General features: G+C 69.6%; 11 protein-coding genes. 4 read left to right on the forward strand and 7 right to left on the reverse strand.

The window, feature by feature from the left end:
- Window positions 1–27: 27 nt before the first annotated feature.
- Together ABZU75_RS01920 and ABZU75_RS01925 are read left to right on the forward strand one after the other, a co-directional pair.
- On the forward strand, window positions 28–1,845 hold the full coding sequence (locus tag ABZU75_RS01920) for a DUF4434 domain-containing protein (protein WP_355548216.1): 1,818 nt from the start codon (window positions 28–30) through the stop codon (window positions 1,843–1,845).
- Between the two features lie 19 nt (window positions 1,846–1,864).
- Window positions 1,865–2,530, forward strand: coding sequence for an NUDIX domain-containing protein (locus ABZU75_RS01925; protein WP_355548219.1), 666 nt, complete (start codon window positions 1,865–1,867; stop codon window positions 2,528–2,530).
- A 76-nt stretch (window positions 2,531–2,606) separates the two neighbouring features.
- Here the strand turns inward: ABZU75_RS01925 and ABZU75_RS01930 are convergent, their stop codons facing one another.
- Window positions 2,607–3,269, reverse strand: a complete 663-nt coding sequence (locus ABZU75_RS01930) for a Uma2 family endonuclease (protein ID WP_355548222.1) — start codon at window positions 3,267–3,269, stop codon at window positions 2,607–2,609.
- Between the two features lie 62 nt (window positions 3,270–3,331).
- Here ABZU75_RS01930 and hisC point away from each other — a divergent pair, with 62 nt between their 5' ends.
- On the forward strand, window positions 3,332–4,393 hold the full coding sequence (gene hisC / locus ABZU75_RS01935) for a histidinol-phosphate transaminase (RefSeq protein WP_355548225.1): 1,062 nt from the start codon (window positions 3,332–3,334) through the stop codon (window positions 4,391–4,393).
- Window positions 4,394–4,471: 78 nt separating this feature from the next.
- On the opposite strand, the gene ABZU75_RS01940 is transcribed toward hisC, so the two are convergent.
- From ABZU75_RS01940 to purD, 5 genes are all read right to left on the reverse strand, one after another.
- Window positions 4,472–5,413 carry an EamA family transporter gene (locus ABZU75_RS01940; RefSeq protein ID WP_355548228.1) on the reverse strand — a complete coding sequence of 314 codons (942 nt, stop codon included), beginning with the start codon at window positions 5,411–5,413 and terminating at the stop codon, window positions 4,472–4,474.
- 218 nt (window positions 5,414–5,631) lie between these two features.
- The gene (locus tag ABZU75_RS01945) at window positions 5,632–6,921 is read right to left on the reverse strand and encodes a GTP cyclohydrolase IIa (RefSeq protein ID WP_350922997.1); all 1,290 of its coding nucleotides are present in this window, start codon (window positions 6,919–6,921) and stop codon (window positions 5,632–5,634) included.
- A 225-nt stretch (window positions 6,922–7,146) separates the two neighbouring features.
- Window positions 7,147–8,415, reverse strand: coding sequence for a UDP-N-acetylglucosamine 1-carboxyvinyltransferase (murA, locus tag ABZU75_RS01950; protein ID WP_350922994.1), 1,269 nt, complete (start codon window positions 8,413–8,415; stop codon window positions 7,147–7,149).
- A 244-nt stretch (window positions 8,416–8,659) separates the two neighbouring features.
- Window positions 8,660–9,694, reverse strand: a complete 1,035-nt coding sequence (locus ABZU75_RS01955) for a hypothetical protein (protein WP_355548233.1) — start codon at window positions 9,692–9,694, stop codon at window positions 8,660–8,662.
- A gap of 145 nt (window positions 9,695–9,839) precedes the next feature.
- Window positions 9,840–11,072 carry a phosphoribosylamine--glycine ligase gene (purD, locus tag ABZU75_RS01960; protein ID WP_355548237.1) on the reverse strand — a complete coding sequence of 411 codons (1,233 nt, stop codon included), beginning with the start codon at window positions 11,070–11,072 and terminating at the stop codon, window positions 9,840–9,842.
- Between the two features lie 448 nt (window positions 11,073–11,520).
- Here purD and corA point away from each other — a divergent pair, with 448 nt between their 5' ends.
- Entirely contained in the window at window positions 11,521–12,639 is a 1,119-nt protein-coding gene (gene corA, locus ABZU75_RS01965) for a magnesium/cobalt transporter CorA (protein ID WP_355548242.1), read from the forward strand.
- A 9-nt stretch (window positions 12,640–12,648) separates the two neighbouring features.
- Here the strand turns inward: corA and ABZU75_RS01970 are convergent, their stop codons facing one another.
- Window positions 12,649–13,575: a glycerophosphodiester phosphodiesterase family protein gene (locus ABZU75_RS01970; protein WP_355548245.1), complete on the reverse strand. Its 927-nt coding sequence runs from the start codon at window positions 13,573–13,575 to the stop codon at window positions 12,649–12,651.
- Window positions 13,576–13,831 lie beyond the last annotated feature (256 nt).

The raw sequence follows: 13,831 nt of genomic DNA on the forward strand, positions 1-13,831 counted from the left end.
GATCACAAGAACGGTAGTGTCCTGAACGTGCGCTGGCTCATCGCTTTTCTGGGCGTGGCGATCCTCGCGGGAGTGGCGGCGTTCGTGATGATCACGCCTGCCGAAGACAGTTCTCCGACCAGCGGGAGCTCGCCGCTCTCCCCCTCGCCTTCCCCCTCGGTGCCGGTCCCGGAGGCGACCGAGTTCACCGACCCGTGTGGAACGTTCGACACGGCCATGGGGGCGCCGTACGCGATCACCGGCTACTGGCTCGTCCCGACCGCCGACCACTGCACCTGGCGGCGGCAGTTCGCCGCCATCCACAAGGTGGGCGGTGACACCGTGATCCGGATCGGCTGGGGCCTGCAGGCCCGCAGGGTCGACGACGACGGCCGGATCCTCGACGGTGAGGGGAAGGTCGATCCCCGCTACGAGCCGTGCGAGGAGAACGGGGTGCCGTGCGCGGCCGCGGCGGAGAACGACCTCAAGGCCGCCAACCCGGGCAACCGGGTGAGCTGGACATTCGTCTACCGGACCGACGAGGCGTTCGGCTCCCAGCTCTTCCGCTGCCCCGAGTTCGAGCGGAAGATCGTCACGAAGAAGGCAGTCTTCTACCGGATCGTCGCCACCGACGACGGCAGCGACGACGCGAGCTGCGAGAACATCAAGGGCAAGGGGCGCGGCTACCACGTGATCCTGATCGCGGGCGCGCATGAGGACAGCCTCACCGAGCTGCTCGATCTCGGCGACCAGTTCGGGGTGAAGGTGTTCCCCGCGCTGCCGCTGGCCCCTCGCGACCCGGCGCAGAAGACCCGGGCCGCCAAGCAGGGCACGGACACGCTCACCACGCTCACCCGGCGCATCATGCAGGACTACGGTGCCCGCTTCCGGGAACGGGCCTCGCTGGGCGGCTTCTACCAGCCGTTCGAGCTGCAGATGCGGGAGATGAAGTACACCGGCGAGTCGGACGACGACCACCCGACGCTCAAGATGTACGCCTCGCAGCACGAGATCGTCGAGCAGGAGATGCCGGGCAGGCCCGTCCTCGTCAGCCCCTACCTCGACGCCCGCAGGCAGCGGCCGTTCAGCGCCACCCCCAAGCAGGTGGCCAGGGGCTTCGAGGCCCTTGTCCGGACGGGGGTCGGGATCATCGCGCCGCAGGACAGCCGGGGAACGGGGAAGGTCGGGCTGTTCTGGCCCGACCAACGCGAGGAGAAGGCCGACAAGCGGCTGTGGCCGGTCGTCGGGGAGAAGACCAACGGCGACGCCTACCACGGCTCGACCCGCGATTACTACCGGGAGATGTCAACCGTCCGGACGGAGATGGCCGAGCGGGGCCACAACGTGGAACTCTGGGCCAACGTCGAGGCATTCGAGCCGTCCGGCGAGGAGACCTGCGCGGCCGGGTACAAGAGAGGGAGCACCGACAAGGAACGGCTCGACGCGGCCGTGGCACAGGTCGGGCGCTACGTCTCCAAGGTCGTCTCCTACATGTGGAGCGACTTCTACACCTGCGGCTCGCCGTCCCTCGCCGAGGAGATCGCCCGCGACTGGAACCGGCCCATCGCGGCCGACGCGGTCCGCATGCAGCGCGACATCCAGGACGGTATGGAGATTCGCGGCTACAACATGCCCATGGGGTCCAAGGTCACGATCACCTGGGAGGGCCAGCAGGAGCCCCGTGTCGTCGAGGTGGCCGGGGTGAACCTCACGGACCTGCCGCCCGGCCTGCCGGTGCGGATGGAGACGGCGTGGATCCCGTTCGACTGGTCCCAGGTGCCCGAGGACACCTGGGTCCAGGTCCTGGTCACCGCGGCCGACGGACGCGCCGCCTCCGAGCCGTTACACGTCCGCGTGCGGCTCTGACCGGTGTAACGTGCCTGCCATGGTTCCGCGCATTCCCGTCAGCGTGGACCTGGTCGTCCTCACGGTGCGTTTCCAGGCGCTGAGCGCACTCGTCTGGCGGCGTGACAACCCGCCGTACGAGGGACGCTGGGCCCTGCCAGGCGGCTTCATCCACCTCGACGAGGACCTGCCCGCCGCCGCGGAGCGGATCCTCGCGGAGCGGGCGGGCCTGCCGGGCGCCCCGGTGCACCTGGAACAGCTCCAGACCTACGGCTACCCCGACCGCGACCCGCGCCAGCGCGTGCTGAGCGTGGCCTACCTCGGTCTCGCCCCCGACCTTCCCGCCTCCACCGAGGCGCACATGAGCTGGCAACCGGTCTCCGCGCTGTGCGAGATGGCCTTCGACCACCGGCGCATCCTGGTCGACGGGATCGAGCGGGCCCGGGGCAAGCTCGAATACACCCCGCTCGGCGCGGCCTTCTGCCCGCCGGAGTTCACGGTCGCCGAGCTGCGCCGGGTCTACGAGATCGTCTGGGGCCGTGTCCTCGACCCGCGGAACTTCCACCGCAAGGTCACCAGGGCCGAGGGCTTCCTGGTGCCCACCGGCGACACCACCACCCGCGACGGCGGCCGTCCCGCCAAGCTCTACCGCCGTGGCCCCGCCACGTTCCTCCACCCTCCGATGCTCCGCTCCCTCAAGGAGTAGGGGCGGTCGATCACGTCGTGGGTGAGGAGTTCAGGGGGGGGCGCCGTGGTGAGCCGTGGCCCCCGCCCGTGGCCGATCAGAGGTCGTCGATCTCCGTCAGGTCGATGTCGACGTCGAACGGGACGCTGACCTTCAACCGGTCGTGGTGGATCCCCGTGAGCGCGTAGGTCCTGGTCGCCGGGTCCAGCTCGTAGACGTAGGCGACCGGGCGGTCGTCCTTCTCCTCGATCCGCCAGAAGTGGGTGATGCCGGCCTGGGCGTAGAGAACGGGCTTGCGCTCCCGGTCGCGGATCTCCGACTCGGCGGAGACCACCTCGACGGCGAGGACGACGTCGTCCGGTTGGTAGGTGGTCTGCTTCAGCCCCTGCACGGCTTCGGTATGGACCACGAGAATGTCCGGCTCGGGTCGCTGCCGCCTTCCAAGTGTCACCGTCATCTCCCTGCGAACGCGCAGGTCAGCCGGAACGGCTCGACGTAGCTCGCTCTCCAGGAGAAAGAGCATAGACATGTGGAAGTTGGTCTGGGGGCTCACGAAGACGAGAGTGCCATCGATGAGTTCCGTGTGCGGAGGGATCCCTCGAAGCCGGTCGAGATCCTCGGCTGAGAAGCCCGCTTTGGGAGGAAACACCCAGGCGGGCAGCGGCTCCAGCTCGGGCGACTCCGTCTCGGCGTCCGGCGCCTCGGCGCTCGGCCTGTCGGCCAGCGGTGCGATGCTCATGTCGTCCTTCCGGTCGGGCATGCCTCTCACCTCCAGTCTTACAGGATGATGCCCCATCCGCCCGCTGCTCATAAAGTAAGGCCATGCCTCGTTTCCGTGCGATCCTGGACACAATGCCCCCTTACCGGGCGGGCAAGGCCGTGGTGTCCGCCGACGGCCGGTCCTACAAGCTCTCCTCGAACGAATCCCCCTACGAGCCGCTGCCCTCGGTCGTCGAGGCGGTCGCCAGGGCCGCGGCCCAGATGCACCGCTATCCCGATCCGGCCGCCACCGGGCTGACCGAGGCGCTCGCCGAGCGGTTCGGCGTGCCGCCCGAGCACATCGCGCTCGGCGCGGGCTCGGTGACGGTGGCCCAGCAGCTCTTCGAGACCGTGAGCGAGCCGGGTGCCGAGGTGATCTACGCCTGGCGGTCCTTCGAGGCGTACCCGCTCCTGGCCGACCTGGCGGGGGCGACCTCGGTGCGGGTCCCGCTGCTGGGCGAGGGGCACCATCTGGAGGCCATGGCCGACGCGATCACCCCGCACACCCGCATGATCTTCGTCTGCAACCCGAACAACCCCACCGGCACCGTGGTCCAGGCGGCCGAGCTGGAGGCGTTCCTCGACCGGGTTCCGCAGGACGTGCTCGTCGTGCTCGACGAGGCCTACCACGAGTACGTCAGGGACGCCGGGGTCCCCGACGGGATCGCCGTCTACCGCGACCGGCCGAACGTGGCGGTGCTGCGCACCTTCTCCAAGGCGTACGGCCTGGCCGGGCTCCGGGTGGGCTACCTGATCGCCGCGGAGCCGGTGGCGTCGGCGGTCCGCAAGACGACCGTGCCGTTCGCGGTCAACCAACTCGCCCAGGTCGCCGCGATCGCCTCGCTGGCGGCCGAGGACGAGTTGCTGGAGCGGGTCGAGGTCGTGGTCAAGGAGCGCGACCGGGTCCGCGGCGCGCTCGTCGCCCAGGGCTGGACGGTGCCGGCGACCGAGGCCAACTTCGTCTGGCTCCGGCTGGGCGAGCGCACGCTCGACTTCGCCGAGGCGTGCGCGGCCGAGGGCGTCGCGGTGCGGCCCTTCGCCGGTGAGGGCGTCCGTGTCTCCATCGGCGATCCCGAGGCCAACGACACCTTCCTGGCGGCCGCGACGGCCTTCCCGAGGGGCTGACCGCCCCGCTGCGGCGCTTTCGGCACCGGCCGGGAGCGTCATGACGGGACGACCGCCTCACGCGGGCGAGCCCGCGGCCTACACGGTCGCGGGCTCGGGGCCGGAGACGGGCTCCGGCTTCTTGCGTCGCTCCGTGGAGACCACCAGGGCCACGCCGAGGACGATCACCATGCCGCCCGCGATCATCGGACCGGTGACCTGCTCGCTCAGTACGAGGGCGCCCAGCACGACCGCCACGACCGGGTTGACGTAGGCGTAGGTGGAGACCAGCGAGATCGGGGCGTTGTTCAGCAGCCACACGTACGCCGTGAAGCCGACCAGCGATCCGACCATGATCAGGTAGGCGAGCGCGATCCACGACCGGGTGGAGACGTCCGCGAGGTCGACATGCTCGCCCACCACGGCGGAGGTCAGGGCGAGCCCGACGCCGCCGGCGGCCATCTCGACGGCGCTCGCGGTGAAGGGGTTCGCGGGCATCGGGATGCGGGACGTCAGGAACGAGCCGACCGACCAGGACAGCGACGCCAGCAGGATGATCACGATTCCGGTGCTGTCGGCCGCGCTGCTCCCACCGGTCAGCGAGAGGACCGCCACACCGCCGAACCCGATGAGCACCCCCACGAGCGTCAGTACCTGCGGCCGGTCCCTGAACAGGACCCTGAAGATCACGAGCCAGAGTGGCGTCGAGGCCACCAGCAGCGCCGCCAGCCCGCTGGAGATGTGCTGCTCGGCCACGGCGACCATGCCGTTGCCGCCGTTCAGCAGCAGCAGGCCGACCAGGGCGGCCCCACCGGCCTCCTTCCAGGTCATCCGGAAGGACTCGCGCCCCTTCAGCAGGCGCACCACGACGCCGAGGATGAGCGCGGCCGTGACGAAGCGGATGGCGCCGCTGAGCAACGGGGGCATCGTCTCGATCACGATCATGATCGCGAGGTAGGTGGACCCCCACACCACATACACGATCGCCAGCGCCCCCCAGACGAGGAGCGCCTTACGGCTGTCAGCACTGTCATGACGCATAGCTCGTGACAATACTGGCAAGGCCCGACATCTCGCGCGCGGGGTGCGGTCCCCTCCGTCACGTTGAGATCGGCGCTCGCGGCCTGGCGGACTCTCGCCGCGCCGGGGCGGGCGGACCGTGCCCGGCCGGTCATGCCATGCCGAGCCAGGCGGGCCGTGACCTGGGAGGTTCCGCCGTCCGGGTGCGGCGGAAGCCTCCAGGTCGAAAGGCGGAGGGCTCAGCGGGTGCCGAGCTTCTCCACGATCAGCCGGTACAACTGGCGGGGGCGGCCGGGTTGCGGTGTCCGGTTCGGCGGAAGCGGCCACGCGAGTCCCTCGTCTACCAGCGTGCGCAGCAATCGTCGTGCCGTACGCGGGGTGACGCCCAGCATCTTGCCCGCGCCCTCCGCGTCCACCACCGTGTCCCCACCCTCAAGCTTGGCGGCCAGCCGGGCCAGCACCTCCACACCCTTGGGCTTCAGCGGTCCCGTGCCCTGGGGAGGCATCCTGGGCGCCGGGATCAGTGCCCTGCCCTCGCGGTCGACCGCGAAGCCCTGGGCCTGCTTGCCCGCCTGGGTGCGCGCCAGAGCGGCCCTGGCGTGTGACTCGGCGTCGTGGGTCGTACGGCCCATGCCGACGCCGACCTCGACCGCCAGGCCGAGTTCGTCGCGGACCCGCGCGGCGAACGGCAGGACCCGGAACCCCTCGGTGGCCGCGGCCACCGAGCCGCGGGTCGCGGTGACCATGTAGCTGTGATCGTCGACCGCGGTGACCGACGCGTTGATCCGGTTGGCCTCCTGCACCAGCAACCGGTGCAGGGAGAGCCGGAGCTCGTCGCGCCAGTAGCGTGGCGCGGCCCGGCGGACCGGCTCGCGCAACGTGGGCACCTCCACCAGGACCACGGTGAGTTGTGACTCCTCCAGCCGGTGGTGCGCGCCGAGCAGTGCCGCCGTGTGCAGCGCCGTACGCACTGCGGCGGAGGTGGGGCGGATCCTGACCACGGGCACCCCTGCCGTCTGAAGGCGGTCGGCGACCGCGGGCAGGCAGGTGAGCGCCCCGCTCGTGCTGCCCTGGCGGGCGAGGCGTTCATGGAAGGCCGCGATCGTGCCGGTGGCGCCCGGCTCGTCGCGGCTCTGTACGTCCCCTGAGGGAAGGCTCAGATCGCTATAGGCCTCCTCGACCTCTGCTCTGCTCAGGATGTCGATGCTGACCCTGCGTGGGTCTATCCGCTCGTCCATCGCGGCCCTCGCCAGCGCGGCGATCAGCGCGGCGCCGCCGAGCTGGACATACGTCGCGGGCATCGTCAGCACCCCCGATCGCCGGGCCAGGTCGTAGGGGACCGGGCTGGCGAACAGACACGCGTCCACCCCGGCTCCCAATCGAGTGACCTTGTCCGCGGCCTCCTGCTCGTCACGGTATGCCGCCGCCACCAGGCGGCAGGGTAATGGGGCCGCCGCGTGCCCCATCAACATCACCCGTTCAACGAGGTCATGGGGGCCCACCACACCGATGGTGAGATCTGGTGTCATGGCACCCGGGCGTGACACTCGTGGCGCTTCTTCGGCCCGCTCGACCAATGTTCGTCCCATCATGCCGTCCGTTTGTTTTCGGCTCTCTTTTGGAACGATCGCTTGTGAGGGCCGTAATGTCACGCCCGATTTGCGGCCAATTCCGGAAGCTGCTTCCGGGTTAAACCTATGACTGGCATCGTTTACACAGGTCAGAGCGGTTTTTGAGCGGCTCAAACCCGCTGATTATGGCGCTGAAATCTCTCGGCGCACATCGCCGCCCAGGGCCTGCATGCGCTCGGCGAGATAAGAGTGCCCGCGGTCGATGAGATATCCCGATCCGATCACGGTCTCCCCTTCAGCGGCCAGACCCGCGAGCACGAGGGCGATTCCCGAGCGCAGGTCGTGAGCGGTCACCTGTGTTCCAGTGAGCGGGGTCGCACCACGAACGACGGCGCTGTTCTCTTTCACTTCAATATCGGCGCCCATTTTGTTCAGTTCTGAGGCCAGAGCGAAACGACCGTCGAAGATTCGTTCATGAATGTAGCTGGCGCCGTCGGCGAGACAGGCGACCGTCATGATCGGCGACTGCAGGTCGGTGGCGAAGCCGGGATAGGTGTCGGTGATCACATTGATCGGACGCAGTGGACGATCCCTGCGCACGTGCAGCACCGCGCCGTGGTCGGCGAACTCCACCCCCATCTGCTCCAGCTTGTAGCGGACCACGCCGAGGTGGTCCAGGTCGGCACCGACCAGGTTGACCTCTCCGCCGGTGACGGCGGCGGCCATGGCGAACACGCCCGCGTCAAGGCGGTCCGGCATCACGGTGTGCTCGACGGCCTGGAGCTCCTCCACGCCCTCCACGGTGATGAACCCGGTGCCGCCGCCGCTGATCCTCGCGCCCATCCGGGTCAGCATGTCGATCACATCGAGGACCTCGGGCTCCAGCGCGGCGTTCTCGATCACGGTGGTGCCGCGCCCGAGGGCGGCGGCCATGATCAGGTTCTCGGTGCCGGTGTGCGAGGGGGTGTCCAGGTACAGGGTGGCACCGGTGAGGCCCGCCGACTTGACGTGGATGACCGCGTCACCCTCGTCCACGATCGCGCCCAGGCGCTTGTAGCCCAGGTAGTGGAAGTCGAGGTTGCGGCTGCCCAGGTTGCAGCCGCCCACGCCCTCGATGATCGCCTCACCGAGACGGTGCAGCAGGGCGGGCACGAACAGCACCGAGCCGCGGAAGCGCCGGGCGATCTCCGCGGGCAGCACCGGGCTGCTCAGCGTCGAGGCGTCGATCACCAGCGTGCGCTCCGCCTCGTGGAGCTCGACCTTGGCGCCGACCGTCTCTGCCAGCTCGACCGCGCGCCGGACGTCTTCGATGATGGGGACGTTGCGCAGGACCGTGCGGCCTTTGGAAGCCAGCAGCGCGGCACCGATCATGGGCAACACGGCGTTCTTGGCACCCTGGATGAAGGCGGTTCCACGAAGTGGGTTGCCACCGCGCACGCGGTAACGGACCATGCGTCATGCTCCTTGGAAGTGTTCTGGGTAACTCGTGTGGCGCGAGGCGGCAGCCGAGGTTATCGGCCAACAGTAGCCGTTGAATGCCCCTGAACCGGCCAGTTCGAGGGTGAACTGCCCTTGAACCGGCCGATAAGTCATCTGCCGCCGCCGCGTTGCGCGGCGACCACGCTTTCGCCTGCGGTTTCCGGGCCCGCGGGTGTCACTGTGGGGCGCGGCACCGGGAGACCTCGGGCCTCGGATGCTACCTGCCCTTCGTGTTCACCGCGGCGGTGAGCGGGGAGGCGGCCGACAGGAGATTGTCGGCCCGCTGGTCCACGAAGCGGGTGACGACCTGCTGTCCGTACCCGAACGCCATCGCCCAGACCAAGATCGCGGGCTGCGAGCCGAGCCCCGCGAAACCGGGCACGAAGCCCGAGTTCAGGATCAGTAGCCCGAGCACGGCCGTGGCCACCCCCGCGGGCGCCTTGAGCAGGTTCTGGACGACGGCCAGCGAGTAGCGGGTGGACAGCTCCGAGCGGGTCGACAGCGAGGCGGCGGTGGCCAGCGCCGCGCCCAGCATGCCGATCAGGGCCACGAGCGGGACGTCGCCGTGGCCGGGCCGCAGGCCGCCGGTCGGGCAGATCTGGGCGGGCATCAGCCCCTGGGTGCGGATCACCGACTGGTCGCCGCACATCGGGATGACGTCCGGCCAGATCGCACCGATGACCACCACGCTCAGCACGATCAGGGAGAGCATGACCACCCCGCCGATGAGCAGGTTGCGGAAGCTGCGGACCCGCCCGGTGTCCATCGCCTGCGCGGTGTACGCGGCCCGCAGCACCGACTGCATCAGCGGCCTGTCGTTCTCACCGAGGTCTCCCGCCGCCAGCCTGGCCTGGAGGTGGACAAGCCGGGGATCGTCGCCGGGCAGGTAGGCCCGGCCGATCGCGACCACCTCCGGCGCCCGCCCGCACAACTCCGCCACCGGCAGCACGCCGTACAGCATCACGGTGGCGCTGTTGACGTTGGACCAGGCGCCCTCGATGGCCTGGCCGGTCAGCCAGCGCCGCACACCGTGCCTGCTGCGCGCGTACTCCTGCGCGCGGGCCAGGTGCGTGCCGATGCCCTCGCCCACCGAGACCGGCCGGCCCGCCTCGTCGCACATCGTCAGAACGCGCTCGGCGTCGGCCCTGATCTCCTCGCTCCGGGTGGCCACGTAGACCCGCCAGGTGCCCGGCCAGCGCAGCACGCCGGTGTCACCGATCCGCTCGGCGGTCAAGGCTGGATCAAGCGACATCGTTCCTCCGGGGGGCGGAGCCGGCCTGGGGCGGGGCACCGACTGCCCCAGGCTTATCGCGACATGCCGATCAGGCGCTACGCCCCGGCCGGGGCAGGCCGTGCCGTTCTCAGAGACCGTGCCGTTTTCATAGACCGTGCCGCTTTCAGCGGGCGCGGCCCGCGATGTCGGTGCGGTGGTGCGAGCCGCGCAGCCGGATGTGCTCCACCGCCTCGTAGGCCGCCACCCGCGCCGCGGGGACGTCGGGTCCCGTGCCGACCACGCTGAGCACCCGGCCGCCGTTCGAGACGATCCGGTCGCCGTCCAGCGCGGTGCCCGAGTGCAGCACGTAGGCGTCCTCGACCGGGTCGGACAGCCCTTCGATCACGTCGCCCTTCACCGGATCCGCCGGGTAGTTCTCCGCCGCGATCACCACGGTCACCGCGGCGCCGTCGCGATAGGAGAGCGGCCCGAACCGGTCGAGCGTCCCGTTCGCGCAGGCGAGCAGCAGGCCCGCGAGGGGCGTCTGGAGCCGGTCCAGCACGACCTGGGTCTCCGGGTCGCCGAACCGCGCGTTGAACTCGATCACCTTCGGGCCCTTGGAGGTGAGGGCCAGTCCCACGTACAGCACCCCCGTGTACGGCGCGCCACGCCTGGCCAGCTCGGTCACGGTCGGTATGACGGTCTCGGCCATCACCTGGTCGGCGAGGTCGTCCGGGGCCCACGGCAGCGGCGTGTAGGCACCCATCCCGCCGGTGTTGGGGCCCTGGTCGTCGTCGTAGGCGCGCTTGTGGTCCTGGGCGGGCTGGAGTGCCACGGCTGTGGCGCCGTCGCAGAGCGCGAACAGCGAGACCTCGGGACCGTCGAGGAACTCCTCGATGACCACCCGCCCGCAGGCGGCGGCGTGCCGGAGCGCCTCCTCGCGGTCGTCGGTGACCACCACGCCCTTGCCGGCGGCCAGGCCGTCGTCCTTGACCACGTACGGCGTGCCGAACTCGTCGAGCGCCGCGGTGACCTCCTCCGGCGTGACGCAGGTGTACGACCGCCCGGTGGGCACGCCCGCCGCGACCATGACGTCCTTGGCGAAGGACTTGGAACCCTCGATCCGGGCCGCCTGCCGTGAGGGGCCGAAACAGGGGATGCCGGCCTGCCTGACGGCGTCGGCGACGCCGGCGACCAGCGGGGCCTCAGGGCCGATCACGACCAGCTCCGCCCGGAGCCGCTCGGCCAGTTCGGTAACCGCGGCCGGGTCTGTCGGTACCACCGGATGCAGGGTCGCGACCTGCGCGATACCCGCGTTTCCGGGAGCACAGTGAACCTCGGTGACCTGGGGGTCCGCCGTCAGCGACCGGCACAGGGCGTGTTCACGCCCGCCGGCTCCAATCACAAGAACGCGCACTTGTCAGAGCCTATCGTCCCCCCGGATCGTCCCTCGGGCCGTGTCGGCATGCCCGGACTTCGCCGGTGGTCGAACGCCAGAGTTGTCCACAGCCTGTGGATAACTCTGGGGAGCTCGCGACGTGTCAGATACGCACGGGAGGTGCCAGTAAACAGGGTGTGAATTTTGTCAGGTTGTGCATGATCGATGCTTGAACCTGGGAGTAAGCTGAGAGCCATCCCCCTATTCGTGTTAAGTTTTGAGTGGCTTTGCGTGTCTCTTGCTGATTGGAGGTGGTTCGGGATGTCCTCTGGCGATCCCAGCAGTACGTGCTCGCGCACGCCTGCTGTGCGCACCCTCGACCACCCCATCTCGGTGCCCGACCGGCGCCGCACGCATCGTCGCCTCCACTTGTGGTGACAGCGCATCGCGTGCGGAATCCCGCCAGGTTGGGCGGGAAAGGCTCGCCATGCGCTCCTCGCTCCTTTTTCCCCGTATCAAGCACGCCCGCACGATCCGTGCCCCGCACGCGCCCGCCGTCTCGCTCGGTGCGCGGATGAGCGGTGTCTGCGTCCCGCCGAGCGACTCGCTCGTCGAGTACGCCGCCTACATCGACGGTAAGAAGATCGAGGCCCTGGGCATCCCCGACGCCCTGGAGCTCGTCCGCGCGCACAACGCGTCCGTCGAAGGGAACAACGCCTTCGTCTGGGTCGGCCTGCACGAGCCCGACGCCCCCGAGGTCGAGTGGCTGGCGGAGGTCTTCGCCCTGCACCCGCTCGCCGTCGAGGACGCCGTCAAGGCTCACCAGCGACCCAAGGTCGAGCGCTACGGCGACTCGTTGTTCGTGGTCCTGAAGACCGTCGCCTACCTCGACCACGACGTGCTGACCGCGACCAGCGAGATCATCGGCACCGGAGAGATCATGGTGTTCGTCGGCACCGACTTCGTGGTGACCGTGCGGCACGGCCGGCACTGCCCGCTCTCGGAGGTGCGGGAGCGCCTTGAGGACAAGCCCAAGCTGCTCAGCCGGGGCCCCACCGGAGTGCTGCACGCGATCGCCGACCACGTCGTCGACAAGTACCTCACCGTGGCCGACCGGATGCAGGCCGAGCTGGAGGACGTCGAGGCGATGGTCTTCGCGGACGTCAGCGCCCGTGACATCGGCCGGATCTACAACCTCAAGCGCGAGATGATCGAGATGAAGCGGTCCGTCACACCGCTCCAGGCACCGATGTCCACGCTGGCCCAGCGCCGGATGATCCCCTCCGAGATGCGCGAGTACTTCCGTGACGTCGTCGACCACCTGGCCCGCGTCTGCGAGCAGGTCGAGTCGTCCAACGAGCTCTGCAACTCCATACTGCAGGCGGCGCTCGCCCGTTCCAACGCGCTCGCCAACGAGGACATGCGGAAGATCTCCTCGTGGGTCGCCATCATGGCCGTCCCCACGATGATCGCCGGCATCTACGGCATGAACTTCGAGCACATGCCCGAGCTCGACTCCGTCTTCGGCTACCCGCTGGTGCTCGGCGTGATGGTCATCGCCTGCACACTGCTCTACCGGGGCTTCCGCCGTAACGGCTGGATGTGACCCGATCCCTCAGGCGCTCATCGGGCTGGCGGGGGTGACCGGCTTCGGGACACGCATGCCCCGTCCGGCCCACAGGGTGATCATTCGGTCGGGATAGTCGGTGACGATCGCGGCCGCCCCGAGATCGAGCAGCTCGGCCGCTCGCCCGGGGTCGTTGACGGTCCACACGGCCAGCGGCAGGGCGGCCTTGTCCGCTCGCCGGGCGAGCTCGGGGTCGACCATCACATGCTCGGGGGAGAGCGTGGTGCCCCCGGCCTCGGCGGCGGCGGCCGGGACGTCGCCGCCGAAATCCTCCAGATGGAGGCCGTCGAGCCAGGCGCTGTCCATGGTGGCACGCTCGATCAGGGCGTACCGCCCGGTCGCGGGGGCCAGGGAGCGGGCGATCCGCAGGACGCGCCAGTCGAAACTGAGGATGGCCGCCCGGTCGAGCCTGCGGTGCCGGTCGAGCTCGGCGACCACCATCTCGGTGAACTCAGCGACCTCGGCGCTCAGATCGGGCCTGGTCGGGTCCGACTTGAGCTCCACGTGCACCCGCACCCCGTCGGCTCCGTAGGCGTCCATCAGCCCCAGCACGGAGCCCAGGGTCGGCATCCGGGTGTTCGGCACCGGCAGCTGGGTCGGGGCGAAACGGTCTTCGGGGTGGCGCGGCACCCGGACTCCGCACTCCAGCGTGCGCAGCTGCGCCAGCGTGAGCTCGCCGACGGGCCTGCCCACGTACGGGAAGGCGGGGTCGTCGCGGAAGGCGGGCCGGACGTCGGTGCTGGTCACAGCGGACACTGTGAGGTCGTGTGTGAGCACCAGCCGCCGATCGGCGGTCAGTGCGACGTCGAGCTCCAGTGCGTCGACGCCCAGCTCCAGGGCGTGGGCGAAACCGGGCAGGGTGTTCTCGGGACGGAGCCCACGGGCCCCACGGTGACCGTGAATCTCGGCATGCACACAGGGACCTTATCCATCTCGCGTACCGATCCCCAGTGCGGCTCGCGCCTCGGCGACGCCGGGCGCGGGCCGTATCGGTCGAAACCAGGCCCTTGGCACTTCTGCCCACCACGGTGTCGTCGGCCACCGCACTCGTGCGGCACCACCTGGCCGATCCCCGCCGCGGCCCGGGGGGGGGGGGGGGGGCCCAAAAAAACGGGGGGGAGTTTGTCACGTAGGGAAATACAACAAAAAAACAACAAAAACAAAAAAAAAA

The sequence above is a fragment of the Streptosporangium sp. NPDC005286 genome (assembly GCF_040607515.1).
In the GTDB taxonomy this organism is placed as follows: Bacteria; Actinomycetota; Actinomycetes; order Streptosporangiales; family Streptosporangiaceae; genus Streptosporangium.